The organism is Methylobacillus sp. DLP286 (genome assembly GCF_056636515.1).
This window is the reverse complement of sequence record NZ_CM153145.1, coordinates 1,666,974-1,691,832: the sequence shown is the minus strand read 5'-3', so window position 1 is coordinate 1,691,832 and position 24,859 is coordinate 1,666,974. Positions and strand designations below refer to the sequence as shown.

Here is a 24,859-nt window from a genome sequence, read left to right as displayed (position 1 = left end):
AATCCTGGTGAATGTCAGGGACAGGCGAAGATGCTGCTAGCGGCGGCTGGACAGCCGGGCAATGGCATCGCCCAGCGGCGAACCCTGCAGTTCCCTTGCCAGCTTTTCAAGGCTGGCAGCTGCGGCCGGGCTGAGCGTGCGCACTTTCTTGGCAGGCTTGCCCGCGGCAGATTGCACTTGCACTTCCACCCGAATTGAAGTAACTTCAAGCCCTTGTTTTTTCAGCCCAAGCATCAGGCTGGGCAGCATCAGTTTGATTTTTGCGGCGACTGCGCCATTGGTGGCATAGACCGTCAGGCGCTTGTGGCTGAGACCCCCTGCCTGCGTATAAGGTTTCAGCGCGGCGGGTACTACGGCGTTCCATTTCTGCTGCGAAAGCGTCAGTTGCTCTGCTTGTTGCGAAAGAGCCGCCAATTCGGCATTTTCAGTAAACAATGCACTTACACGCAGCATGCCGGGCTCTCCCAAGGGGAAGTAATGAACATCATTTTAGTATCGAATAGTACGGCAAGGACGCGCAGCATCCCGCTGCCACTGGCCTTGCTCGTTATTGGCCTGCTGAGCGCGCTGCCAGCCTTGCTGCTTTGGGTGCTTATTGTGCCACAGGGCACTCACCAGCACAAAGGCGCCCCGGCTTCCATACACTTCGCGAGCGCAGGCGAGCAGGCGCATATCGATGCGTTGGCGCAGCAGCTTGGCGAGATAGAAGCCAAGGTGTTGCGTCTGGATGCATTGGGCGCGCGGCTCTCCAGCCTGGTGGGCGTCAAGGCCAGCGATGCCGATGCCTTGCCGCCGGGACGGGGCGGCCCCATGGTGGATGCGCGTACCATGTCCGAGGATGAGTTGAAGCAGCGTATCCAGGCATTGACGCAATCGATAGACCTCAACAGCGACAAGCTGAGCGTGCTTGAAGCCTCCCTGTTGCAGCAGCGCCTGAAGGCGAGTACATTGCCGAGCACCATGCCGACCGATGTGGCGTATAACTCCTCCAGCTATGGCTGGCGCGTCGACCCGTTTTCCGGCAAGGTCGCTTTCCATGAGGGCCTGGATTTCGTCGCGGACAGCGGGACGCCTGTGTATGCTTCTGCCGCAGGAATTGTAAGGGCTGCGGAGCAGACTCCCGACTATGGTAGAATTGTCAAGATTAACCATGGGTCGGGGCTGGAAACCCGATATGCCCATGCATCCCAGTTGCTGGTGAAGGCTGGGGAGCGCGTCGAGCGAGGCCAGTTGATCGCCCGCGTCGGCAGTACCGGGCGTTCCACCGGGGCCCACCTGCATTTCGAGGTGCGCTTGAACGGGGCCGCGCTGGATCCGCGCAAGTATTTGCAAAGCGCGAATTAGATTTGATTTTATTAACTAAACTTATTTAAAGCTAACCTAGAGGTTTCCGTCCATACGGAAAAGTGGTGCCACTTCATGTTATCCGCGTTGTTCAAGAAAATCTTCGGTAGCCGCAACGAGCGGCTGGTCAAGCAATATGCACAGAACGTCAAGGCCATCAATGCGCTGGAACCCAGCATGCAGGCGTTGACGGACGAGCAGCTCAAAGCCAAGACGGAGGAGTTCAAGCAACGCTACCAGCAGGGCGAATCGCTGGAAAAACTGCTGCCCGAGGCTTTTGCCGTGGTGCGCGAAGGCGGCCGCCGCGTGCTCAACATGCGCCACTTCGACGTGCAGTTGATCGGCGGCATGGTGCTCAATGCGGGCAAGATTGCCGAAATGCGCACCGGCGAGGGCAAGACTCTGGTGGCGACCTTGCCTGCCTACCTCAATGCGCTGACCGGCAAGGGCGTGCACGTGGTGACGGTGAACGATTACCTGGCGCGGCGCGATGCCGAATGGATGTCCCGCCTGTATAACTTCCTCGGCCTGAGCGTGGGCATCAATCTCTCGCAAATGCCGCACGACGAAAAGCAGAAAGCCTATGCTGCCGACATCACTTACGGCACCAACAACGAATTCGGTTTCGACTACCTGCGCGACAACATGGTGTTCACGGCGGAAGAGCGCGTGCAGCGCAGCCTCAACTATGCGCTGGTGGACGAGGTCGACTCCATCCTGATCGACGAAGCGCGTACGCCGCTGATTATTTCCGGCCAGGCCGACGACAGCGTGGACCTGTACCTGCAGATGAACAGCATCGCCGCCAAGCTGGTGCGCCAGGAAAAGGAAGACGGCGAGGGCGACTTCTGGGTGGACGAGAAATCACATCAAGTATTGCTCTCGGAGCAAGGGCACGAGCATGCGGAGGCCTTGCTGGCCGAGGCGGGTTTGCTGGCCGAAGGCAGCAGCCTCTACGATGCTGCCAACATCAGCCTGGTGCACCACATGTACGCCGCCCTGCGCGCGCAATCGCTTTATCACCGCGACCAGCACTATGTCGTGCGCGATGGCGAAATCGTCATCGTGGACGAGTTCACCGGCCGCATGATGGCGGGCCGCCGCTGGTCCGACGGCCTGCACCAGGCGGTGGAAGCCAAGGAAGGCGTGACCATCCAGAAGGAAAACCAGACCCTGGCTTCCATCACCTTCCAGAATTACTTCCGCATGTACGGCAAGCTTTCCGGCATGACCGGCACCGCCGATACCGAGGCCTACGAGTTCAACCAGATCTACGGCCTGGAAACCGTGGTGATCCCTACGCACCGTCCATTGCAGCGCAAGGACCACATGGACAAGGTGTATCGCACCGCCAAGGAAAAATACCAGGCGGTGATCGACGATATCAAGGAATGCCAGAAGCGCGGCCAGCCGGTACTGGTGGGCACCACCTCGATCGAGAATTCGGAGCTGATTTCCAGGGTATTGTCCGAAGCCAAGCTCGAGCACCAGGTGCTCAATGCCAAGCAGCACGAGCGCGAAGCGCACATCATCGCCCAGGCCGGCCGTGCCGGCATGATCACCATTGCCACCAATATGGCGGGCCGCGGTACCGATATCGTGCTGGGAGGCAATCCGGAAGACGAAATCGCCGCGGTGGAAGCGGACGAGAGCTTGTCCGAATCAGACAAGGCGGCGCAGGTCGCCAAGATCAAGGCCGACTGGCAGGTGAAGCATGACGCCGTCTTGGCGGCAGGCGGCCTGCATATCATCGGCACCGAGCGCCATGAGTCCCGCCGCGTGGACAACCAGCTGCGCGGCCGTGCCGGCCGCCAGGGCGACCCTGGTTCCAGCCGATTCTACCTGTCGCTGGAAGACCAGCTGCTGCGTATTTTCGCCTCCGACCGTGTCGCCGCCATCATGGAGCGCCTGAAGATGCCGGAAGGCGAGGCGATCGAGCATCCATGGGTCACGCGTGCGATCGAGAACGCCCAGCGCAAGGTCGAGGGCCGCAACTTCGATATCCGCAAGCAACTGCTGGAATATGACGACGTGTCCAACGACCAGCGCAAGGTGATCTACCAGCAGCGCAACGAATTGCTCGAAGCCGCGGACGTCGGCGAGACCATTGCCGCGATGCGCGTGGACGTGATCCACGACTTGATTGCGACCTATATCCCGCCTGAAAGTCTGGAAGAGCAGTGGGACATCCCCGGCCTGGAAAAAGCCCTGCAGGCAGACCTGGGCCTTGATATCCCGTTGCAGAAGATGCTGGAAGAAAACCCCAACCTGCATGAGGAAACCCTGCGCGAGCATATCGTCGAGACAGCCAATGCCGCCTACCAGGCGAAGGAAGATCAGGCCTCGGCTTCGGTATTGCGCCAGTTCGAGCGTGCCGTGATGCTGCAAAGCCTGGATAACCACTGGCGTGAGCACCTGGCGGCGCTGGATCATTTGCGCCAGGGCATCCACCTGCGCTCCTATGCCCAGAAGAACCCGAAGCAGGAATACAAGCGCGAGGCTTTTGCCTTGTTCTCCAGCCTGCTGGATACCGTCAAGCGCGAAGTGACCCAGGTGACCATGCTGGTCAAAGTGCAGAGCGAGGCTGATGTGGAAGCCGTCGAGAAGCCTGCCGAGCTCGAGAACGTGCAATATCAGCATGCGGACTATGACGAGGCGCTCGGCAATGCGGATGAGTCCGACGAGGCCGGCGGACAGCCAGTGACGACATTCGAGCGCGTCGGCGCCAAGGTGGGCCGTAACGATCCTTGTCCTTGCGGTTCCGGCAAGAAGTACAAGCAGTGCCACGGCAAACTGAACTGATACCTCAGGGTTGAACGGATGCAGGTGCAAGCCCCGCAACTGGCCTCTCCCTGTATAAGGGTATGCGCGCTGGATAGCCGACGGGAGTATTGTACAGGCTGCTTGCGGACGATTGCCGAAATACGCGCCTGGCGCACCATGGATGAGGCCGAGCGTCTGCAGGTAATGCGAGCGCTTGAAGCAAGGCGTCTCAGCCAGGCTTGAGACTAGGAGTGGCTAACAAAACTCAGCGAAGCGATCCTGGCTAGGCGCTCTGCGCAGACCGTACAAGTGGTACGACAAGCAGAAGCAACAACGTTATGAGAGTTTTATTAACTGCTCTAAGCCGGGAAATCCCGGCTTTTTTATTGCCTGCATTCATGGTGCTGCCGGGCAAGCGGCACCTGATTACGGTAAAATCAGCCTTTTGCGTTCCTGAGAAAAGCCATCATGCCAGTCAATCTCGTCGCGCCCGAAGCGCATTCCCTGTTGCCGGTCCCAGGCGTAGAGCTTGGTATTGCCAAAGCCCATATCCGCAAACCGGACCGCAAGGACATGCTGGTCATCAGGCTCGCCGACGGTACGCGCGTGGCCGGCGTATTCACCAAGAACCGTTTCTGTGCGGCGCCGGTGACTGTCTGCAAGGATCATTTGTCGAAGACTGGCGGGAATATCCGTGCGCTGGTGGTCAATACCGGCAACGCCAACGCGGGAACCGGCGAATCCGGCCTGGAAAACGCCCGCGCTACATGTGTCGAGCTGGCGAAGCTGTTGCAGCTCAAGCCTGAGCAGGTGTTGCCTTTCTCCACCGGCGTCATCCTGGAGCCGTTGCCCATGGACCGCCTGCTGGCCGGCCTGCCTCAATGCGTAGCTGGCCTGGGTGAGCAACGTTGGTTCGATGCGGCCGAGGCCATCATGACGACCGACATTGTATCCAAGGGCGCTTCGCGCCAAATCGCCCTGGGCGGCAAGGCCGTGACGATTACGGGGGTTTCCAAGGGTTCCGGCATGATCCACCCGAATATGGCGACCATGCTCGGCTATGTGGCGACGGATGCCGCGATCAGCCAGGCCGCGCTGGAAGCCTTGATCGATCATGCGGTGAATCGCTCGTTCAACTGCATCACGGTCGATGGCGATACCTCGACCAACGATTCCTTCATCGTCATGGCGACCGGCAAGGCAGGCAATGCCGAGATCACTGATGTTGCCAGTGTGGAATTTCAGCAATTGCAGGATGCCGTGACCGAGGTGGCAGTCGAACTGGCCCAGGCGATCGTGCGCGACGGCGAGGGCGCCACCAAGTTCATGACCATCAAGGTCGAATCCGGCAGGGACGTGGAGGAGTGCCGCCAGGTCGCCTACGCGATTGCGCACTCGCCATTGATCAAGACCGCCTTCTTTGCTTCCGACCCCAATCTCGGGCGGATTCTCGCGGCGATCGGCTATGCAGGCGTGGACGACCTAGACGTGAATGCCATAAAGCTCTACCTGGGCGATGTGCTGGTGGCCGAGCATGGCGGACGCGCGGCAAGTTATGTAGAGGAACAAGGCGCTGCCGTGATGAAGGAAGCTGAAATCACCGTGCGCGTCGTGCTCAACCGCGGGCAGGCCAATGCCACGGTCTGGACCTGCGACTTTTCCTATGACTATGTCCGCATCAATGCGGACTACCGCAGCTAGGACGACTCATGGCCGATCTCGAGCAATTGATCACTCGTGCCGAAGCGGTGCTGGCGAGGCTGGAAAGCTTTTTACCGCCGCCGGCACCCGAACCCGACTGGAACGCCATTGCCTGGCGCTGGCAGACATTGAACGGGCGCGGCCACTTGGTGGCCGTGGAGTATCCACACCATATCAGCCTGGACGACATCCGCAACGTCGATGAGCAAAAGGCCGAGATTGTGCGCAACACGGAGCAGTTCGTGCATGGCCATCCAGCCAACAACGTGCTGTTGACCGGCGCGCGCGGCACCGGCAAGTCCTCACTCGTGAAAGCGGTGCTGGGCGCGTTTGCGGACCAGGGCTTGCGCCTGGTGGAGGTGGACAAGCAGGACTTGGTGGCATTGCCGGAAATCGTCGCCTTGCTGCGCGAGCGCAAGGAGCGCTTCATCGTTTTCTGCGACGACCTGTCCTTCGAGTCCAGTGACCCGGGCTACAAGGCGCTCAAGGTGGTGCTGGACGGTTCGATCGCGGCGACATCGGACAATGTCGTGGTGTATGCCACTTCCAACCGCCGCCACCTGATGCCTGAGTACATGTCGGAAAACCTGGAAGTGACGCGGCACGGCGACGAGATCAGGCCGGGGGACACCACCGAGGAAAAGGTATCGTTGTCCGAGCGCTTCGGCCTCTGGCTGTCGTTCTATCCATTCAGCCAAGATGAATACCTGGCGGTAGTCGCGCAATGGCTCAAGCATTACGGTATTGAACAGGTGGACGAGGAAACCCGCAGCGCCGCCTTGCTGTTTTCGCATACCCGAGGCGCACGCAGCGGCCGGGTAGCGTATCAGTTCGCCCGCGACTATGTCGGCCGCCAGGCCTTGGCAGGAACCAGACATCCATGAGCGTAGTGCGTGCCGCCGTAGCCATATTGCAACGCCCTGACGGCCAGGTGCTGCTAGCCGAGCGTCCTGCCGGCAAGCCTTGGGAAGGATGGTGGGAGTTTCCCGGGGGCAAGATAGAGTCCGGCGAGACTCCGTGCCACGCCTTGGTGCGGGAATTGCGCGAGGAACTTGGGGTCGATGTGGAAAGTGCCTACCCCTGGCTGTTGCGCCGCTTCGAGTATCCTGACCGCAAGGTGGAACTGCATTTTTTCATCGTGCGCGAATGGCAGCACGAGCCGCACGGCTGCGAAGGTCAGCGATTGAGCTGGCAACATCCTGCCGCATTGAACGTAGGCCCGATGCTGCCTGCCAATGAGCCTATCCTGGCAGCCCTGGGCCTGCCTTCCATCTATGCGATCAGCAATGCGGGCGAGTTGGGCGAGCAGCGCTTCCTGGAACGCTTGCAGTACGCCCTGGACCAAGGGCTGCGCTTGCTGCAGCTGAGGGAAAAGCATTTGCCTGCGGAGAGTCTGCAGCGTTTGGCGGAGCAAGTGCTCAAGCTGGCGCAGCCCTACCAGGCCAAGGTGTTGCTCAACGGCGAGATCGAGGCTGCACGGGCATTGGGCATGGCCGGGGTGCATTTGTCTTCCGAGCGCCTGATGGCGCTTTCGGAGCGTCCGGACGGCATGCTGTGCGCTGCCTCTTGTCATAATGCCCAGCAACTTGCGCACGCCCAATCCTTGGCGCTGGATTTTGCGGTGTTGTCTCCCGTGTTGCCTACATTGAGCCACCCCCAGGCCCAGGTGCTGGGCTGGGAGGGCTTTTCCGCTTTGGCGCAAGGCAGCAGCCTGCCAATCTATGCATTGGGCGGTTTGCAACAGGCGCATATGGAGCAGGCATGGCAGCATGGCGCGCATGGTATCGCCATGATGCGCGGAGCGTGGGGCTGATCATGTCGCGCAAGTTATTGGCGCGACTGGCGGCTGTGCTAGTGCCCGCGCTGGTGCTGGCGGCTTATTTATGGCTGAAGCCTGGCGGAGCCACGGTCGAACCGTTAGCGATCGCCTGCGAGGATATTGTGCGCGGATGCCGCCATGACGACCTGACAATCCAGGCGATGACAACACCCAAGGTCATGCAGGCGTTCGAGATGCGAGTAACGCTGCCCGAGGCGGAGTCGGTGCAAGCCAGCTTTGATATGCAGGATATGCAGATGGGAATCAACCGCTACCGCCTCCAGCAGCAGCCTGATGGCAGCTGGCGCGCCATGGTCACCCTGCCGGTATGCGTGAGCGGAAGTAGCGACTGGGTAATGACGCTCGATATCAAGCGTCCGTCCCAGCCATTAAAGACTCAATATACACTCGAATTCAGCACCCAGCCTTAACCCACTATTCGTGCGTTAGTATTCGTCGTCGTCAGGCTTGGGGTTGGTGTCCGGGATACGATAGCTCTCGCTGGCCCATTGCCCTAGGTCGATCAGGCGGCAGCGTTCCGAGCAAAACGGACGATATGGGTTTGCACTGGAGTATTCCGACAATTCCCCGCATTGCGGGCAGGGAACCAGTTCCTTGCCTACAGGTTGCACAGTGTCAATGAGAAGTCGATGTTGGAGTCGCAGGGACGTGGCCGTTGGGCGTTGTCCAGGCTGTTGAAGCGGATATTGATCGCATACTTGTTGGCGCTCACTTCGGGAAAGCAGGGCGTATCGTCGCTGATCTCCACACGCAGCATCTGGGCTGGCTTGGCGCCTCCCAGCATTTGCTGGTAAGCCCCGTTGACGGCGGTCATGCTGGAAGTCGCTCCGCTGCCGCGCAGGATGTGCAGGATGATGCGGATGGCGTCGTACAGCGGCATCAAGGGGCTCATCCAGACGCTGAGGTCATGCTTGCGCCGCTCGCTGCTCAGTCCCAGCCAGTAGTGGTAGGAAGGCAGGTCGAACTCACAGACGCCGCCAGGGATGACGGAGCGCTGTTTGATGCTCATCAGCCATTCGTTGTCGCGCAGGGTTTGCCCAAGCTTGCCGGGCGTATTGCGTAGCGGCCGCGCTGCATTTTCGATATCGGTCACCAGGTCGTTCAGCACCTTTTCCTCGATCGAGGGGTTGCCGCGCAGGTTGTTCATGACCATTTTCTGCCGGTCTAGCTCTTGCAGCAGGTCCATCTTGAGTTCGGCCCGCTCGATGATGTCCAGGATCTGGAAAATGGAAAGCAGGACGCTGTGGTGGACAAACTCGTGCTCACCCTCAATGTTATGCAAAACCTTGGTGAACAGGTCTTCCAGACGCAACAGGGTACGGATGCGTTCGTTAAAAGGATAGTCGTAACTAGGCACGGGCTTCTCGAGGCTGATCCGTTTGTTTATAAAAGCTATCGTGAATTATCAGATTTATTCGCTAACTATGCAAGTCTTAATGAATTTTTCATGCATCAGGCGGATTTTCTCTTCCAGTTCCTCAATAGTGCCGTTGTTGTCGATGATGTCGTTGGCGAGCGCGCGGCGAAAACTGCGCGATGCCTGGGCGGCAATGATGGAACGCACCATTTTCTCGGTGAAGCCGTTGCGGTTGACCACGCGGCTGATCTGCTTGTCCTCGTCGCAGTCGATCAACAGGGTACGGTTGACGATGCCTTCGTAGCGGTTTGACTCAAAAAACAGCGGGATGGCGAGTATCTGGTACGGGGCCTGGTTGTAGTTTTCCAGTTCGCGCAGGGCCTCGCTGTGGATGGCGGGATGCAGGATGGACTCGAGCAGCCTGCGGTCGGCATCGTTGGCAAAGATGCGATCGCGTATTTTGCCTCTGTCCATGGCGCCATCCGCGGTGACATATTCTGCGCCGAATGCTTCCGCTATTTTCGCCACCAAGGGCTGGCCGGCGCTGGTCAGGCGGCGTGAAATGACATCGACGTCGACGACAGGCACGCCCAGCCCGCTAAATATTCTTGCCGCTTCGCTTTTGCCGGCGCCAATGCCGCCGGTGAGTCCAACTACGTACATCTATCAGCCTCCTAGATATAGTTGAGAGAGTTGTTTGCCGAAAAACAGGGCTGCAATCCCGCCCAGGGCCAGGTATGGGCCAAATGGAATCGGGGTTTCCCGCCCATGCTTGGTCAACACGATCAAGCCGATGCCGATGATGGAACCAGCGACTGATGATAATAAAATGACAGCCGGGAGCAACTGCCAGCCAAACCAGGCTCCCAGCGCTGCGAGGAGCTTGAAGTCGCCATAGCCCATCCCCTCCTTGCCCGTGGCCAGCTTGAACAGCCAGTATACAGACCAGAGGACGAGATATCCCGCAGAGGCCCCGGCCACGGCAGACGTGATATCCGTAAAGCCGTGGTTGATATTGAACAGCAAGCCCGCCCAAAGCAACGGCAGTGTGATGTCGTCCGGCAGCAGGTGCGTGTCGAGGTCGATAAAGGTCAAGGCGATCAGGGCGAAGATAATGAGCCAGCTTGCCACGGCCAGGCTCGAATAGCCGAAATGCCAGCTCGCGAGGCCGGTCAGCGTTGCCGCAAGGATTTCCACCAATGGGTAGCGCGGGCTGATGGGCGCCTTGCATTGCCTGCATTTGCCGCCCAGGAACAAGTAGCTGACGACCGGGATGTTCTCGATAGCCGTAATGGCATGCTGGCAATGCGGACAGCGGGAGCGGGGAGTGACAAGGTTGTACCGGATTTGTTCCGGCTGGGGCTTGCCTTCCGCTTCCAGGCGCTCGGCCTGCCAGGCCAGTTCCATCATGCGCGGCAGGCGGTGGATCACGACATTGAGGAAGCTGCCCACCATGAGTCCCAGCAGGACGGAGCAGGTGATGAAGAGCGCGGGGTTGTCCCTCAAGACATCCAGCAAAACAAAATCAGGCATAAATTGGGTTGTCGGTAAACTTTCCGCATCATCGCACCGTTATATCAGTATGGCAACCGCAGTCGTAGCGTTCTGGATGGACTTGAAATCAGGAAAATTATCGCCACGTAATAGTTGTCAATATTTCTCATCACTAACCTGAAAGGAATGCACATGATGAATACTGCAGCTCAAACCGCATGGGAGACCCCTGTCGTTTGCCGCGTCGAAGTGGATTTATCGGGTTGGTTGGAACAGTTGACAGGTAACGGCGACTGGGAAGTCTATGACGAGTCCGAGGATGAAAACTACATGAGCTTTGCCATGCGTCACGGACGGCAACAGGCGGAAGTTACCCTCTACCACAATGGCTACGCCACGGTCGACGTGGATGGCGAGTCCCTGTTTGACGGTTCGCTGACCACCAGGACCAGCCATTGCGCCCACCTCAGCTACTATCATGCTGAGAATGGAGAACTTATAACGTTGAATTGATCGCTGGAGTTAAGCGGTATGATACAGAGCCCTGTTCGCAGGGCTCTTTTGATATTACGAGGAGCGTTTTTCCGGAACTAAGTCTAGATGGCAATGTCGTTTTGCTGGGTTAGAGTGAACAATGAAGAATGAACAACGATACCTTACATAAAATACCGCCCCGGCAAAGATTGATCGACCTGCTGAGCCTGGAACGCAAAGACATCCTGCTGATCATCATCCTGATGGGCGGGGTGGGCTTCATCAACCTGGCGATTCCGATTTCGGTACAGGCCCTCATCAATACGGTCACCATGGGCAGCCTGATGAAGCCGTTGCTCATCATTTCCTTCATGCTGTTCATCTTCCTGCTGCTTGCAGGTTTGTTCTACGTGCTGGAGATTTTTATCGTCGAGCTCATCCAGCGCCGTATTTTCTGCCGGATTGCCACCGACGCCGCCAACAAGACGCAAGGCGCGAAATATGATGCGGCGGATGCGGAAGACCTACAGGAGCTGGTCAACCGCTTCTTCGAGGTGACGTCGGTGCAGAAGTCAGTCGCGACATTGCTGACGATAGGCGTGGCGACCATATTGCAAGGGGTGGTGGGCAGCATCATCCTGGTTTTCTATAGCATGTATTTCGCCGTGGTGGTGGCGTTGGTCGTGCTCATCATCCTGGTGATTGTCTACGTCATCGGCCGCAAGGCCCCATTGACGGCGATTGCGGAGTCCCATGCCAAGTTCGAATTGGCCGCCTGGCTCGAAACGATTGCCCGCAACCTCAATACCTTCAAATTCTCCTCGGGCGTGAGCCTGGCGCAGGAGCGCACCAGCCAGTTGGCGTCCGAATACCTGGAAAAGCGGAGCGCGCATTTCCGCATCCTCATCAAGCAATATCTGGGGGGCGTCCTCATCTATGCCTTGGGCGGCACTGCCATGCTGGCCCTGGGGGGCACGCTGGTGATCAAGGGGCAGATCAACCTGGGACAATTCGTCGCGGCGGAGTTGATCATTTTCGCAGTGCTGGCTTCCTTCCTGCGGTTTATCGGCCAGCTTGAATATTATTACGACCTGCTCGCCAGCCTGGACAAAATTGGCTATATCCAGGACTTGCCCCAAGAAAAGGCGCCTTTACGCCAAGTAGAGGTAAAGCGGCCGATCAAGTTGAGCGCCGTAAATCTTAGCTATCACTATCTGCGGCATACTGCCTTGCAATCTGGCATCAGCTTTACCGTACAGCCTGGTCGCAGCCTTGCTGTGCTGGGGGCTGCTGGCAGCGGAAAATCCTCATTGGCGGCATTGCTCACTGGCTTGAAGCAGCCAGAAAGTGGGCGTGTGGAGTTCAATGATATCGCTATTGATCAATTCAATCTGAACGAGCTGCGCCAACATATTGGTTGTGTCGGAAAGCTAGAGATCATTGAAGGCAGTATTATTGAGAATATCCTGATCGGACGGAATGATATTCCGATCGGAGAGGTGACTGAGCTGCTGGGCAGGCTGGGGCTGATGTCCAGCATCAACCAGTTGCAGGATGGCTTTAATACTCAGCTTTCAGTCAATGGTGCGCCGCTCTCCACTACACAGATCAATCTCTTGATGCTGGCCAGGGCGATTATTGGCCAGGCAGGATTGCTGATTGTGGATGGCTTGCTCGACTACCTGGATGAGGCTGACCTGCAGCGCGCCCTGCCCTTGATGCTTGATTTGCCAGCGTGCAGCCTTGTCATCATGACGCGTCGTGCATCGATCGCACAGCATTGCGACGAAACCCTTGTGCTGGAGTTGCCCGATCATGATGCCTGACATTATTGACAACCAGCAGTTCTCGCAATATACGGTCACGCCTAGGCTGGTAAAGCGCATCCTGTTCTGGGTCGTGGTGTCGTGTTTTATCGTACCGGCCTTGATATTGTTCCTCCCCTGGCAACAGAATGTGCAGGCCATGGGCGCCGTGACCGCATTTGCTCCACTGGAAAGGCGTCAAAGCGTGGATGCCCCGGTGGGCGGCGTAATCAGGCAATGGTTCGTGCGGGAGGGGTCGCGTGTCAATGCAGGGGATCCCTTGCTTGAAATCAGCGATGTCGATCCGAGATTCAAGGAAAGGCTGGCGGCACAACGCCAGACCGTCGCTGCCAAGCTCAAGGCCAAGCAGGATGAATTGCAGGCTTATGAAGTGCAGTTGCAAAACTTGCTGGCTGTGCGTCAAGCCAGGATAGCGGCCGTGGATTATGGCCTGAATGTTGCTCAGCAGAAAGTCGTAGCTGCGGCTGAAAGCGTTGCATCCGCCCAGGCTATGCTGGATGCGGCCGATTTCCAGGTTGGCAGAATGCAGCGCCTAGTACAGGAAGGGTTGGTTTCCAGGCGCGATGTAGAATTGGCCGAGCGGGACAGGGCGGTGGCGCTTCGAAACGTGAATAGCGCCAAGGCCGCGCTGGACTCGGCGCGAGCCGAAGAAAAATCCGCAGTGGCTAGCCAAGCGCAGGTCAGAGCCGAGACTCAGGCCAATATTGATACCAGTCGCGCCCTGATCAGCAAGATCAGTTCGGAGGTGGCCGATACCCAGAATGAATTGACCAGTCTCGAGATTAGCCTTGCTCGCCAGGAGTCGCAATTGGTGCGGGCGCCCCGCGCAGGCACCGTGTTCAGGTTGCCGGTGAATTCCCAGTCACAGGTGATCAATCAAGGGCAGCCATTGCTGGTGATTATTCCCGACACGGAGCAGCGGGCGGTGGAGTTGATGGTGAAGGGCCTGGATGCTGCGCTGATACTTCCAGGCAGCCGCGTCAGATTGGAATTCGACGGCTGGCCGGCGTTGCAGATATCCGGGTGGCCCAATGTCGCGATCGGCACATTTGGCGGTAAAGTAGCCTTTGTCGATGCTAGCGATGACGGCACCGGGCGTTTCCGGGTCATGGTGGTGCCCGATGAGAGTGTGCAGAAATGGCCTTCCGAACGCTTTCTGAGGCAAGGAAGTTCCGCTCGGGGCTGGATACTGCTAGAAGAAGTTTCGATTGGTTATGAAGTCTGGCGCGTGCTGAATGGTTTCCCTCCACGTGTGCCGCAGCCTGCCGCCAATGCTTTCCAGGGGGCTTGATGATGCAACATAGGCCGCCAAGCTTGGTCATGCTTTGTTGTCAGGCACTGGCCTGGTTAAGCCTGTCAGGCCTGTCTCCAGGCTTGGGCTGGGCAGCGTCCGGCACGGATGCAGCACTGGAGCATTCCATGCCCGATCACCTGCCAAATGGCGTTGATTTGAATGCCATGAGCCGGAATAAGGCAACGACTCTGGAAGAGGACTTCGCAAATGCGCGGCGGCAGTATGGATTGTCTGTTCCCGAGCGGTTCCGTCTGAACCTGGATGAGGCATTGGCGCAAGGCCGCGAACAGGAAATGTTCTTGCCGAAAGGGGTTGAACATGGATTGACGATTGCAGATGTCAGGGCTCGGGCCTTGCAGAACAATCTTTCGTTGAAGGTAGTGCAATTCGATCAGCAAATCGCGCAAAGCGTATTGGGCGCAGAGCGCGCAAAGTTTGACAATATTATCTATGCCAGCTTGCAACGCAGGCGCGAGAATCGACCGTTGACCAGTGGCGACATAGTGCAGATCAAATCCGAGGACCCCCTCTTGGATGGGCAGCTGGCCAAGTTGGACAAGGCAGAGCAGCAGATCGACTATCTGGACGGCGAGGCTGGGGTTGCCATTCCGCTCAGGACAGGGGGGGTGGTGAGGGTGAGCACTCCCTTCGAGCGTAAACTGACGGAAGGCGTACTAGGCTCAGACCAGTACCGTCGCGCAACACGTTTTTCGATCAGCCAGCCTTTGTTGCGTAACGCTGGGGTCAATGTCAATGAAGCTAGCATCCGCATTGCCGATCTGGACCGGCAGGCGGTGGATGCCAAGACGCGGCTGCAGTCCATCCGCGTGCTATCGTTGATCGACAAGGCGTACTGGGAGCTCTATGCGGCCTGGGCTGAGTTGGATGTCCGGCGCCAGCAATACGAGCTGGCGGCGCGTAATCTCGATATGGTGCGCCGCAAGGTGGAGGAGGGGCTGGTCGCGGGCATTGAGGCCAGTCGCGCCGAAATTGGCGTTTCGGACCGAATTGAGGCGTTGATCCTTGCCAAAACCCGATTGCAGCTAACCCAGCGACAATTGCTATTCCTGCTCAATGATCCCCAATATGCCATAGACAGCAATGCATTAATCCGTCCCCAGTCCGAACCTGTTCTCATGCATTACGAATTCGACAAGAATCGGCTGATCTCATCTGCCATGCAGGGCCGGCTCGAATTGTTGGAACTGGAGTTGAAGCTCGCCGCAGACCTCGACAAGGTGGAGTACCTGCAAAACCAGACTTTGCCGTTGTTTACCCTAGATTACAGTTATGGTGCCTTGTCGTCTGGCGAGAGCAGCCTGTCGAGGGCGTACGACAGTCCATTCGACAACCGCTTCAGTGATTGGTCCGTAGGCTTGCGTTTTGAGCTGCCTATGACGAACGAGGCACGGCGTAATCAACTGCAGCAAGCAGTACAGCAGCGTATGCAGCGCTTGGCGACCAAAGAGTTGCAGATATTGACGGTCAAAAGAGAAATCCACGATGCGGTGGATCGGGCTGAGCAGCATTGGCAGCGTATCATTGCCGCGCGGCAGCAGGTAATGCTGGCAGGCGTTAATTACGATGGCGAGCTCAAGCAGTTCAATGAAGGGCTGCGGAATATGACCGAGGTGCTGGAAATGCTGAGCCGGCTGGGAGAGTCGCAGATCAAGGAAATACGGGCCATGGTGGATTACCAGGCCGCGTTGATCGATATCGCCTATACCACGGGCACCCTATTGGGGTACGGCCAAGTGGAACTGGGTTCCTGATTTGCTGATTTAATAGCTTCGCGAGACGGCAAAGTCGGCAAGCTGCAGCAAGGCCTGCTTGTATGCGGAGTCGGGCAAGCGGGTAATGGCCTTGCAGCCGGCGGCGGCTTCGGCCTTGGCGACTTCAAGCACGTGTTCCAGGGCGCCTGTCGCTTTCACCGCCTCGATTACTGCCGGCAATTCATCTAGGCCGCCTTGCTCGATTGAATTGCGGATGATGGCACGCTGGGTTTCCGTGCCGTGGCGCATGGCATATAGCAACGGCAGCGTGGGTTTGCCTTCGGCAAGATCGTCCCCCAGATTCTTGCCGATCTCGGTGCTGTCGCCGCTCAGGTCGAGCACATCGTCCACCAACTGGAACGCCGTGCCCAGGCGCATGCCGTATTCCGCCATGGCGGCTTCATCGTGCGCATTGGCGCCGCAGATGATGGCGCCAAGCCGCGTCGCCGCCTCGAACAGCTTTGCCGTCTTGTAATGGATGACCTTCAAGTAGGCTTCGTCGGTGATGTCGGCGTCGTGCACGTTGAGCAGTTGCAGCACCTCGCCCTCGGCAATCGTGTTGGTGGCCTCTGACAGGACCTCCATCACCCGCATGCTCTGGATGCTGACCATCATCTGGAAAGTGCGGGAGTAAATGAAATCGCCGACCAGCACGCTGGCTGCATTGCCGAACAAGGTGTTGGCGGTCGCCTTGCCGCGGCGCAGCGAGGATTCGTCGACCACGTCGTCATGGAGCAGGGTCGAGGTATGGATCAGTTCGATGATGGCAGCGAGTTCATGATGCTTTGCTTCAATATGGCCGAATGCGCCTGCAGAGAGCAACACCAAGGCGGGCCGCAGGCGCTTGCCGCCGCTGTTGACGATATAATCGGCGACCTGGTTGATCAGGACGACATCGGAATGCAGGGATTTGCGAATCACCGCATCGACCTGTTGCATGTCATCTGCGATGCACGATTGAATAAAAGCTAGGGACACGTCTGGCTGCCAAAAATAAGTCTCGGGATTCTAGCATATGCCAGGCCGGATGCAGTGTCTGCATGACAGGGGTCCAGCCTGGAAATTGCAATTTTGCCGCAAGGGAAGCATTGGCGATAATAGCATTTGCTTTCCATGCGATTTTCCGTATAATGCCCGATTCATTTGAATGCGTAGCAAACGAGGCATAACCATGTATGCAGTTATCAAAACTGGTGGCAAACAATATCGCGTAGCCGCTGGTGACAAGCTTAAGGTAGAAAAGTTGGCGGGCGAAGTCGGCAGCGAAATCACCCTCGACAAGGTATTGTTGGTTTCCGATGGTGACAATACCACCATTGGTTCCCCTCTGGTTCAAGGTGCGAGCGTACAAGCCAAGGTTGTGGCTCACGGTCGTGGCGACAAAGTCTTGATCTTCAAGATGCGTCGCCGCAAGCACTATCGCAAGACTCAAGGCCATCGCCAGAGTTTCACCGAAATCCAGATCGAAAAGATTGCTGCTAAGTAAGGAGTAGTTAGAAATGGCACACAAAAAAGCAGGCGGTAGTTCCCGTAACGGTCGCGATTCGAACGCACAGCGACTGGGCGTAAAGGCTTTTGGCGACCAGTTTGTTTCCGCTGGCAGCATCATCGTCCGCCAGCGCGGCACCAAGATGCACCCGGGCGAGAATGTTGGTATCGGCAAGGATCACACCTTGTTTGCCAAGGTTGACGGCAAGGTGGCTTTCTCCGTGAAAGGCGCGTTGGGCCGCAAGCTGGTCAGCATCATCCCAGCTTAATACTGGCATGATTCGGAAAAAGCCCTATCCACTGATAGGGCTTTTTTATTTTAAGCGGTATTTTAGGCGGTATGATGACTGCCTTAACGAATTGAACCTGTGAAACAGCGACCATGAAGTTTATAGACGAAGCCACGATCAAGGTCTACGCCGGCGACGGCGGCAACGGCGTCGCCACATTCCGCCGCGAGAAGTACGAAGCCATGGGTGGTCCCAATGGCGGGGACGGCGGTCGTGGCGGTTCGATCTACATGATCGCCGACCGCAATATCAATACGCTGGTCGATTACCGCTATACGCGCGTCTTCCGCGCGCAACGCGGGGAAAACGGCCGCGGCTCGGACCAGTACGGTGCTGGCGGCGAAGACATGCTGCTACGGGTGCCGGTGGGAACCGTGATCAGTGACAAGGCGACGGGCCAGGTGCTGACGGACCTGGCCGAACATGGCCAGAAGGTGATGGTTGCCAAGGGCGGCAATGGCGGCCTTGGCAACATCCACTTCAAGTCCAGTACCAACCGTGCGCCGCGCCAATGCACCAAGGGCGATGCCGGCGAGGAGTTCGAACTTTACCTTGAACTGAAGGTGTTGGCCGACGTCGGCTTGCTGGGGATGCCCAACGCAGGCAAATCCACTTTCATCCGTTCGGTATCCGCCGCCAAGCCCAAGGTGGCCGACTACCCGTTTACCACCCTGCATCCCAACCTGGGCGTGGTGCGCGTCGATGCCAACCGCAGCTTCGTGATTGCGGATGTTCCCGGGCTGATCGAGGGCGCAGCCGAGGGCGCAGGTTTGGGCCACCAGTTCCTGCGCCACCTGTCCCGTACCCGCCTGCTGCTGCATCTGGTCGACCTGGCGCCGTTCGATGAAGCCGTCGATCCGGTACGCGAAGCCCTGGCCATCACGGAAGAGTTGCGCAAGTACGACGAAGAGCTCTACAACAAGCCGCGCTGGCTGGTGCTCAACAAGGTGGACATGCTGCAAGACAGCGAGGAAAAAGTAGCCGAATTTGTCCGGAGGCTGGGCTGGAAGGGCCGTTATTTCGCCATTTCCGCATTGGCCGGCATAGGCTGCCGCGAATTGACCTATGCCATCATGGAGCATGTGGAAGAAACCAGCCAGGCTGACTATGAGGCTGCGGCAAGTGCCGGCGCAGATTCTGTGACTGGGCGCTAGGCAGCTGGGATCGGCAGAAATGACATCGTTGTTATTGAATGCAAGGTGTTTGGTGGTCAAGGTCGGCTCCAGCCTGGTGACCAATAATGGGGCGGGCCTGGACAAGCATGCGATTGCAGCCTGGGCCGACCAGATCGCCAGGTTGGTCAAGTCCGGCAAGCAGGTGGTGCTGGTGTCCAGCGGCGCTGTGGCCGAGGGCATGCAGCGCCTGGGCTGGAAGAAGCGGCCGGTCGCGATCAATGAATTGCAGGCGGCTGCTGCCGTCGGGCAGATGGGCCTGGTGCAGATGTACGAAACCTGTTTTGCCTCGCACGGCCTGCATACCGCCCAGATATTGTTGACGCATGCCGACCTGGCGGATAGGAAACGCTACCTGAACGCACGCACGACCTTGCGTACCTTGCTGGATTTGGGCGTGATCCCCGTGATCAACGAAAACGACACCGTGGTGACCGATGAGATCCGCTTCGGCGACAACGACACCCTGGGGTCGCTGGTCGCCAACTTGATCGAGGCCGATGCGCTGGTGATCCTCACCGACCAGCCCGGTTTGTATTCCGCCGACCCGCGCAAGCATCCCGACGCGGAATTCATCCAGCATGAAACTGCCGGCAACCCGGCCCTGGAGAAAATGGCCGGCGGCGCTGGCACCTTGATCGGCAGCGGCGGCATGCTCACCAAGATACTCGCTGCCAAGCGTGCGGCACGCAGCGGGGCGCATACCGTCATAGCCTCGGGCCGCGAGCCCGATGTGCTGGTGAGGCTGGCGCAGGGCGAGGTGGTGGGCACCCATCTCAAGGCGGGCCAGGTCAAGACCCTGGCGCGCAAGCAATGGCTTGCCGACCACTTGCGCTTGGCGGGCAAGGTCGTATTGGACGAAGGCGCCGCCAAGGCCTTGCTTGAAGGCGGGCGCAGCCTGTTGCCGATCGGCGTGATTGCGGTGGAGGGCAGTTTCGAGCGCGGCGAGGTGGTGTCGTGCGCGAATGCCGCGGGACAGGAAATCGCACGCGGCCTGGTGAATTACAGCGCGCTGGAAACCGCACGCATCCTGCGCAAGCCGAGCCACGAAATTGAACATATCCTGGGTTATGTCGATGAGCCTGAATTGATTCATCGCGATAACCTGATTCTGGTGTAAGGGGAAATCATGTCCAAACCATTGGTTGGTATCATCATGGGCTCAGATAGCGACTGGCCCGTCATGCGCGCAGCGGCCCAGGTGCTGGCTGACTTCGGCATCGCCTATGAGGCGCGCGTGGTGTCTGCGCATCGCACGCCGGACCTGATGTTCGAATTTGCCGAACAGGCTGCCGAACGCGGCTTGCGCGTCATTATTGCCGGTGCTGGCGGTGCGGCGCACCTGCCGGGCATGGTGGCCGCCAAGACGACATTGCCGGTGCTTGGCGTGCCGGTGCCATCCCGTCACTTGCAAGGGCAGGATTCCCTGCTATCCATCGTGCAGATGCCCAAGGGCATTCCCGTGGCGACATTTGCGATTGGCGAGGCGGGCGCGGCCAATGCCGGTCTGTTTGCCGCTGCCATCCTGGCGACGACGGATGCCGGGCTCGCGCAGCAATTGGCTGATTTCCGGGCTGCACAGTCCGCACGGGTGCTGGACATGAAATTGCAAGACCAGCCTTGATAAGTCTTGATGATAATGCTGAATATCGAGTTTTGAGGAGTTTGCGTGAGTAGTGCAAAAACTATATTGCCTCCAGCGATGCTGGGGATGCTGGGCGGCGGCCAGTTGGGCCGCTTCTTCGTGATTGCGGCTCATGAGATGGGCTACAAGGTGGCGGTGCTGGATCCGGACCGCAACAGCCCTGCAGGCAAGATTGCCGATGTGCACCTCTGCGCGGCCTACGACGATGAGGCTGCCTTACGGTCGCTGGCTGAGCAATGTGAAGCCGTTACCACCGAGTTCGAGAATGTGCCGGCATCCACGCTGGAATTCCTCGCACAGCACCGTACCGTGCGTCCTGCGGCAGCTTCGGTGGCGATTGCGCAGAACCGCGTCGCGGAAAAGAACTTTTTCCGCGATTCCGGCCTGCCGGTGGCGCCTTATGCCGTGATCCGGCAGGCGGCTGACATTCCCGGCGCCGATAGCGGGCTTTATCCCGCTATCCTCAAGGTGGCGCGCTTCGGCTATGACGGCAAAGGCCAGGCCCGGGTGGCGACGCCTGAGGAAGCCGGCGCCGCTTTCGAGAAATTCGGCACGGAGGTCTGCGTGCTCGAGCGCATGCTGAAGCTGGATTATGAAGTGTCCGTGGTATTGGCGCGCGACGCGGAAGGCAATGTAGAGACCTTTCCCGTGGCGGAAAACAGCCACCTGAACGGCATCCTCGACGTCAGCATTGCCCCGGCTCGAGGCGATGCTGCGATTCGTGAGCAAGCCCGCCAGCTGGCGGTGGATGTGGCGCAAAAGCTTAATTACGCCGGCGTGCTGGGCGTCGAGTTCTTCGTCAGCGAAGGCCGTTTGCTGGTCAATGAAATGGCGCCGCGTCCGCATAACTCCGGTCACTACACCATAGATGCATGCGTGACCAACCAGTTCGAGCAGCAGGTGCGCGTGTTGGCCGGCCTGCCTCTGGGCGATGCGCGCCAGCACAGCCCGGCGGTGATGGTGAATTTGCTTGGCGATATCTGGGGCGAAGGCGAGCCGTCATGGGGAGATGTCTATGCCGAGCCAGGGTTGAAAATGCACCTTTACGGCAAGCATGAGGCCAGGCCGGGCCGCAAGATGGGCCACTTTACCGTGGTTGGGGAAAGGATCGATCAAACCCTGCAGGGTGCATTGAAAGTGCGCCATGCCTTGGGAATCGAGGATTGAGGAAATTGGTTTGAATGGAAAAAGCTAGGTGGTCTGCCTGGCTTTTTCGTTTCCGCTGCTGCTTGCGGGATGGTCTTGTCTCAGCTTGCTAACTTGCTTTGCTGCCCATTAGTAATGCATTGTTGTGGATATCCAACACTATATTGCTGCTGGATTGATTGCCGCAAGGGAATCCAATGTCGCTACAGGTCTGCAATCAACCTAGGCATTAGAAGAGGTGTTGCAAATACGGAGCAATAAAAAAGCCGGGATATGTCCCGGCTTTTTTACGCAAGAATACGAGTCGGATCAGGCAAGAGCCTTGATCGCTGCGCTCAGGCGGCTCTTGTGGCGAGCGGCCTTGTTCTTGTGGATGATTTTCTTGTCTGCAATGCGGTCGATCACGCTGACATTTTCGTTGAACACGCTTTGAGCTGCAGTCTTGTCGCCGGCTTCAACCGCTTTGATGATCTTTTTGACCGCGGTACGCAGAGCCGAGCGCAAACTTGCATTGTGGGCGCGTTGCTTGATTGCCTGACGTGCACGCTTTCTCGCCTGTGCGCTATTAGCCATGGATGATAATTCCTGTTAATTGAATTCGAAGCCCGGCATATTAACCAATTTTCCTCGTGAATGCAATCCCTATGTTGACCTTTCAGTGAGTTGCCGGACTAGCCGTGATAAAATCCCCGCTTTGGTCTATCCCTTGGGCTCGATTACTCGTGATGCGTGTGCAATGAATCTGTTAAAAGCGTTAGCTGCTGTCGGGAGCATGACCTTTGTTTCCCGGGTATTAGGGTTCGTCAGGGATACGTTAATTGCACGGGTGTTCGGTGCAGGGATCTACACGGACGCTTTCTTTGTCGCCTTCAAGATTCCCAACCTGTTGCGCCGCCTGTTTGCCGAGGGCGCTTTTTCCCAGGCTTTTGTGCCGGTCCTGGCCGAATACAAGAACCGCCGAGGCCACGATGAAACCTATGACCTGATCAGCAAGGTGGCGACCTTGCTCGGCCTGGTGCTGATGGGAGTGACCCTGGTAGGCATGCTGGCGGCTCCGGTAGTTGCCTACGTCAGCGCGCCAGGCTGGGCGCATAGCGAGCCTGAAACCTTCGCGCTGACCATCGACATGCTGCGCATCATTTTCCCCTATATCCTGCTTATCTCCCTGGTTTCCCTGGCTGGCGGCGTGCTCAATACCTATGGCAGGTTTTCCGTGCCGGCGTTTACGCCGGTCTGGCTCAACATCGCATTTATCATTGCCGCATTGTTCTTTGCCCCTTATTTCGACCCGCCTATCATGGTGCTGGCCTGGGCAGTGTTCGCAGGCGGCGTGCTGCAATTGGCTTTCCAATTGCCCTTCCTGCGCAAGATCGGCATGCTGCCGAAGTTGCGGTTCGATTTCAGGGATGAGGGCGTCTGGCGCATCTTGCGCTTGATGGGGCCGGCAGTGTTCGGCGTCTCGATTGCCCAGCTGTCATTGCTCATCAACACGATTTTTGCCTCTTTCCTCGAAAGCGGCAGCGTGTCCTGGCTTTATTATGCCGACCGCCTTATGGAGTTTCCTACCGGCTTGCTGGGCGTCGCGCTGGGGACCATCCTGCTGCCCAGCCTGTCGAAAAGCGTCGCGGACAAGGCGGAACACGAATATTCCGCGTTGCTGGACTGGGGATTGCGCCTGACATTGATCCTGGCCTTGCCGGCGGCGGTGGCGCTGGCCGTGCTGTCGGTGCCGCTGGTGACGTCCTTGTTCCACTACGGGGCCTTCACCGAGCACGACGTCTGGATGACGCGCCAGGCGCTGATTGCCTATAGCCTGGGATTGCTGGGCTTGATCCTGGTCAAGGTGCTCGCGCCCGGCTTTTATGCGCGCCAGAACGTCAAGACGCCGGTCAAGATCGCGGTGGTGACCTTGTTTGCCACGCAATTGATGAACCTGGCTTTTGTCGGCATTTTCCGGCATGCAGGCCTGGCATTGGCGATTGGACTGGGCGCCTGCATCAACGCCGGCCTACTCTATTATAACTTGCGCAAGAGCGGCATTTACCGGCCGCAGCCTGGCTGGCTGGGTTTTATTGCACGCGTCGTCGTGGCCTTGCTGGCGATGGGGATTGCGCTCTGGCTGGGGGCGGGCGATAGCGGATACTGGCTGCATGCCAGTTTGTGGAACAAGCTGATGTATTTGCTGGGGCTCGTGGGCCTCGGTGTGGCGGTCTATTTTGCCGCCTTGTGGCTGATGGGCTTGCGTATCCGCGACTTCATCAAGCGTAGTGTGAGCTGAGGAACGGAGCGCCATGCAGATATTTCGTCATTTCCACCAGGCAGCTCACCATCCGCTTGCGGTTGCGATCGGCAATTTCGACGGCGTGCACCTGGGCCACCAGGCCTTGCTGCGGCGCTTGATCGAGGTGGCTGCCGCACAGGGCCTGAAGTCGGCAGTGATGACATTCGAGCCGCATCCCAGGGAGTTTTTTGCCCCTGACAAGGCGCCGACGCGGCTGACTTCGTTGCGCGAGAAGCTGGAGCTGTTCGCCGAGGCCGGCGTGGATTACGTCTATGTCTGCCATTTCAACCGCCGTTTCGCCGCCATTACCGTCGAAGCCTTCATGCAGGATATCCTGCGCAACGCCTTGGATGCGCGGGCCATTCTGGTCGGCGAGGATTTCCGTTTTGGCGCCGGGCGGCAGGGCAGCATGCAAGACTTTGCCCGCGGTGGCTTTAACCTGCAAAGCCAGCCGCAGATCAACCTGGACGGCAAGCGCGTTTCCAGCACTGCAATCCGCGAGGCGCTGGCGCAAGGCCGGCTGGTTGAAGCTGCGCGCCTGCTGGGGCGGCCTTACAGTATCAGCGGCAAGGTGGTGCATGGCGACAAGCTCGCGCGCGAGCTTGGCTATCCCACGGCGAATATTCACATGCTGCACGATAGGCCGCCGCTTTTCGGCATCTATGCGGTAAAATTAGAGGGTTTGGCCGAGGGGGGCGATTGGCCCGGCGTCGCCAGCCTCGGCGTGCGCCCTACGGTGAAGCAGGATGGCAAGCCGACGCTGGAGGCGCACCTGTTCGATTTCAACGGCGATATCTATGGCCGGCATGTGCGCGTGAAATTCATGCACAAGATACGCGACGAAATGAAATTCGACAGCCTGGATACCTTGAAATACTGGATTGCCAAGGATGCCGAGATGGCGCGCGAGTATTTCCGCGCCAACCCGTGAGCGACGAAGCCTGATTTTTGAAGATTGATTGAAACTAGACT

Annotated in this window: 26 protein-coding genes; 19 read left to right on the top strand and 7 right to left on the bottom strand. The window is 58.3% G+C overall.

The window, feature by feature from the left end:
- Positions 1-36 precede the first annotated feature (36 nt).
- Entirely contained in the window at positions 37-453 is a 417-nt protein-coding gene (locus ACWXTG_RS08185) for a DciA family protein (RefSeq protein ID WP_309566268.1), read from the bottom strand.
- Positions 454-477: 24 nt separating this feature from the next.
- On the opposite strand from ACWXTG_RS08185, the gene ACWXTG_RS08180 reads away from it, so the two are divergent.
- From ACWXTG_RS08180 to ACWXTG_RS08150, 7 genes are all read left to right on the top strand, one after another.
- Positions 478-1,344, top strand: coding sequence for a M23 family metallopeptidase (locus tag ACWXTG_RS08180; RefSeq protein WP_480219563.1), 867 nt, complete (start codon positions 478-480; stop codon positions 1,342-1,344).
- Between the two features lie 75 nt (positions 1,345-1,419).
- Entirely contained in the window at positions 1,420-4,146 is a 2,727-nt protein-coding gene (gene secA, locus ACWXTG_RS08175; protein WP_480219562.1) for a preprotein translocase subunit SecA, read from the top strand.
- Positions 4,147-4,164: 18 nt separating this feature from the next.
- Positions 4,165-4,350 (top strand): DUF1289 domain-containing protein, encoded by a 186-nt coding sequence (locus ACWXTG_RS08170; RefSeq protein WP_309566271.1) that lies wholly within the window; start codon positions 4,165-4,167, stop codon positions 4,348-4,350.
- A gap of 225 nt (positions 4,351-4,575) precedes the next feature.
- The gene (argJ, locus tag ACWXTG_RS08165) at positions 4,576-5,808 is read left to right on the top strand and encodes a bifunctional glutamate N-acetyltransferase/amino-acid acetyltransferase ArgJ (RefSeq protein WP_480219561.1); all 1,233 of its coding nucleotides are present in this window, start codon (positions 4,576-4,578) and stop codon (positions 5,806-5,808) included.
- An 8-nt stretch (positions 5,809-5,816) separates the two neighbouring features.
- Positions 5,817-6,692, top strand: coding sequence for an ATP-binding protein (locus tag ACWXTG_RS08160; RefSeq protein WP_480219560.1), 876 nt, complete (start codon positions 5,817-5,819; stop codon positions 6,690-6,692).
- Positions 6,689-7,621: a Nudix family hydrolase gene (locus tag ACWXTG_RS08155; protein ID WP_480219559.1), complete on the top strand. Its 933-nt coding sequence runs from the start codon at positions 6,689-6,691 to the stop codon at positions 7,619-7,621. The genes ACWXTG_RS08160 and ACWXTG_RS08155 overlap by 4 nt, the downstream gene beginning before the upstream one ends.
- Entirely contained in the window at positions 7,570-8,058 is a 489-nt protein-coding gene (locus tag ACWXTG_RS08150) for a hypothetical protein (protein ID WP_480219558.1), read from the top strand. Before ACWXTG_RS08155 ends, ACWXTG_RS08150 begins: the two co-directional genes overlap by 52 nt.
- A 15-nt stretch (positions 8,059-8,073) precedes the next feature.
- Here ACWXTG_RS08150 and ACWXTG_RS08145 read toward each other — a convergent pair whose 3' ends face one another.
- Genes ACWXTG_RS08145 through ACWXTG_RS08130 form a run of 4 tightly spaced genes read right to left on the bottom strand, consistent with a single transcriptional unit; the run spans position 8,074 to position 10,538 of the window.
- Entirely contained in the window at positions 8,074-8,259 is a 186-nt protein-coding gene (locus ACWXTG_RS08145) for a DNA gyrase inhibitor YacG (protein WP_480219557.1), read from the bottom strand.
- Positions 8,247-9,005 carry a cell division protein ZapD gene (gene zapD, locus ACWXTG_RS08140; RefSeq protein ID WP_309566279.1) on the bottom strand — a complete coding sequence of 253 codons (759 nt, stop codon included), beginning with the start codon at positions 9,003-9,005 and terminating at the stop codon, positions 8,247-8,249. Before zapD ends, ACWXTG_RS08145 begins: the two co-directional genes overlap by 13 nt.
- A 54-nt stretch (positions 9,006-9,059) precedes the next feature.
- Positions 9,060-9,668, bottom strand: coding sequence for a dephospho-CoA kinase (gene coaE, locus ACWXTG_RS08135; protein ID WP_480219556.1), 609 nt, complete (start codon positions 9,666-9,668; stop codon positions 9,060-9,062).
- Between the two features lie 3 nt (positions 9,669-9,671).
- A complete protein-coding gene (locus ACWXTG_RS08130) occupies positions 9,672-10,538 on the bottom strand; it encodes a prepilin peptidase (protein ID WP_480219555.1) in 867 nt (288 codons plus the stop codon).
- 153 nt (positions 10,539-10,691) lie between these two features.
- Between ACWXTG_RS08130 and ACWXTG_RS08125 the strand changes: the two genes are divergently transcribed.
- The 4 genes from ACWXTG_RS08125 to ACWXTG_RS08110 all read left to right on the top strand — a co-directional run bounded on the left by ACWXTG_RS08125 (position 10,692) and on the right by ACWXTG_RS08110 (position 15,865).
- Positions 10,692-11,012, top strand: a complete 321-nt coding sequence (locus tag ACWXTG_RS08125) for a hypothetical protein (RefSeq protein WP_407993053.1) — start codon at positions 10,692-10,694, stop codon at positions 11,010-11,012.
- Between the two features lie 128 nt (positions 11,013-11,140).
- Positions 11,141-12,799: an ATP-binding cassette domain-containing protein gene (locus tag ACWXTG_RS08120; protein ID WP_407997246.1), complete on the top strand. Its 1,659-nt coding sequence runs from the start codon at positions 11,141-11,143 to the stop codon at positions 12,797-12,799.
- Entirely contained in the window at positions 12,789-14,090 is a 1,302-nt protein-coding gene (locus ACWXTG_RS08115; protein ID WP_407997247.1) for an HlyD family secretion protein, read from the top strand. Before ACWXTG_RS08120 ends, ACWXTG_RS08115 begins: the two co-directional genes overlap by 11 nt.
- Positions 14,091-14,218: 128 nt before the next feature.
- Positions 14,219-15,865, top strand: coding sequence for a TolC family protein (locus ACWXTG_RS08110; protein WP_480219554.1), 1,647 nt, complete (start codon positions 14,219-14,221; stop codon positions 15,863-15,865).
- A gap of 9 nt (positions 15,866-15,874) precedes the next feature.
- Here ACWXTG_RS08110 and ispB read toward each other — a convergent pair whose 3' ends face one another.
- Positions 15,875-16,843 (bottom strand): octaprenyl diphosphate synthase, encoded by a 969-nt coding sequence (ispB, locus tag ACWXTG_RS08105; RefSeq protein ID WP_309566286.1) that lies wholly within the window; start codon positions 16,841-16,843, stop codon positions 15,875-15,877.
- A 193-nt stretch (positions 16,844-17,036) separates the two neighbouring features.
- Here ispB and rplU point away from each other — a divergent pair, with 193 nt between their 5' ends.
- The 6 genes from rplU to ACWXTG_RS08075 all read left to right on the top strand — a co-directional run bounded on the left by rplU (position 17,037) and on the right by ACWXTG_RS08075 (position 21,627).
- On the top strand, positions 17,037-17,351 hold the full coding sequence (gene rplU, locus ACWXTG_RS08100) for a 50S ribosomal protein L21 (protein WP_011480440.1): 315 nt from the start codon (positions 17,037-17,039) through the stop codon (positions 17,349-17,351).
- A 13-nt stretch (positions 17,352-17,364) separates the two neighbouring features.
- Positions 17,365-17,622: a 50S ribosomal protein L27 gene (rpmA, locus tag ACWXTG_RS08095; protein ID WP_011480439.1), complete on the top strand. Its 258-nt coding sequence runs from the start codon at positions 17,365-17,367 to the stop codon at positions 17,620-17,622.
- A 113-nt stretch (positions 17,623-17,735) separates the two neighbouring features.
- Positions 17,736-18,797 carry an Obg family GTPase CgtA gene (gene cgtA, locus ACWXTG_RS08090; protein ID WP_480219553.1) on the top strand — a complete coding sequence of 354 codons (1,062 nt, stop codon included), beginning with the start codon at positions 17,736-17,738 and terminating at the stop codon, positions 18,795-18,797.
- Positions 18,798-18,816: 19 nt separating this feature from the next.
- The gene (gene proB / locus ACWXTG_RS08085) at positions 18,817-19,935 is read left to right on the top strand and encodes a glutamate 5-kinase (protein ID WP_480219552.1); all 1,119 of its coding nucleotides are present in this window, start codon (positions 18,817-18,819) and stop codon (positions 19,933-19,935) included.
- Positions 19,936-19,944: 9 nt separating this feature from the next.
- Positions 19,945-20,439 carry a 5-(carboxyamino)imidazole ribonucleotide mutase gene (gene purE / locus ACWXTG_RS08080; RefSeq protein ID WP_480219551.1) on the top strand — a complete coding sequence of 165 codons (495 nt, stop codon included), beginning with the start codon at positions 19,945-19,947 and terminating at the stop codon, positions 20,437-20,439.
- A gap of 45 nt (positions 20,440-20,484) precedes the next feature.
- Positions 20,485-21,627, top strand: coding sequence for a 5-(carboxyamino)imidazole ribonucleotide synthase (locus ACWXTG_RS08075; RefSeq protein WP_480219550.1), 1,143 nt, complete (start codon positions 20,485-20,487; stop codon positions 21,625-21,627).
- Between the two features lie 288 nt (positions 21,628-21,915).
- On the opposite strand, the gene rpsT is transcribed toward ACWXTG_RS08075, so the two are convergent.
- On the bottom strand, positions 21,916-22,179 hold the full coding sequence (gene rpsT, locus ACWXTG_RS08070; protein WP_230348911.1) for a 30S ribosomal protein S20: 264 nt from the start codon (positions 22,177-22,179) through the stop codon (positions 21,916-21,918).
- Between the two features lie 163 nt (positions 22,180-22,342).
- Between rpsT and murJ the strand changes: the two genes are divergently transcribed.
- Both murJ and ACWXTG_RS08060 read left to right on the top strand, forming a co-directional pair.
- A complete protein-coding gene (gene murJ / locus ACWXTG_RS08065; protein ID WP_480219549.1) occupies positions 22,343-23,884 on the top strand; it encodes a murein biosynthesis integral membrane protein MurJ in 1,542 nt (513 codons plus the stop codon).
- A gap of 13 nt (positions 23,885-23,897) precedes the next feature.
- Positions 23,898-24,818 carry a bifunctional riboflavin kinase/FAD synthetase gene (locus tag ACWXTG_RS08060; protein ID WP_480219548.1) on the top strand — a complete coding sequence of 307 codons (921 nt, stop codon included), beginning with the start codon at positions 23,898-23,900 and terminating at the stop codon, positions 24,816-24,818.
- Positions 24,819-24,859 lie beyond the last annotated feature (41 nt).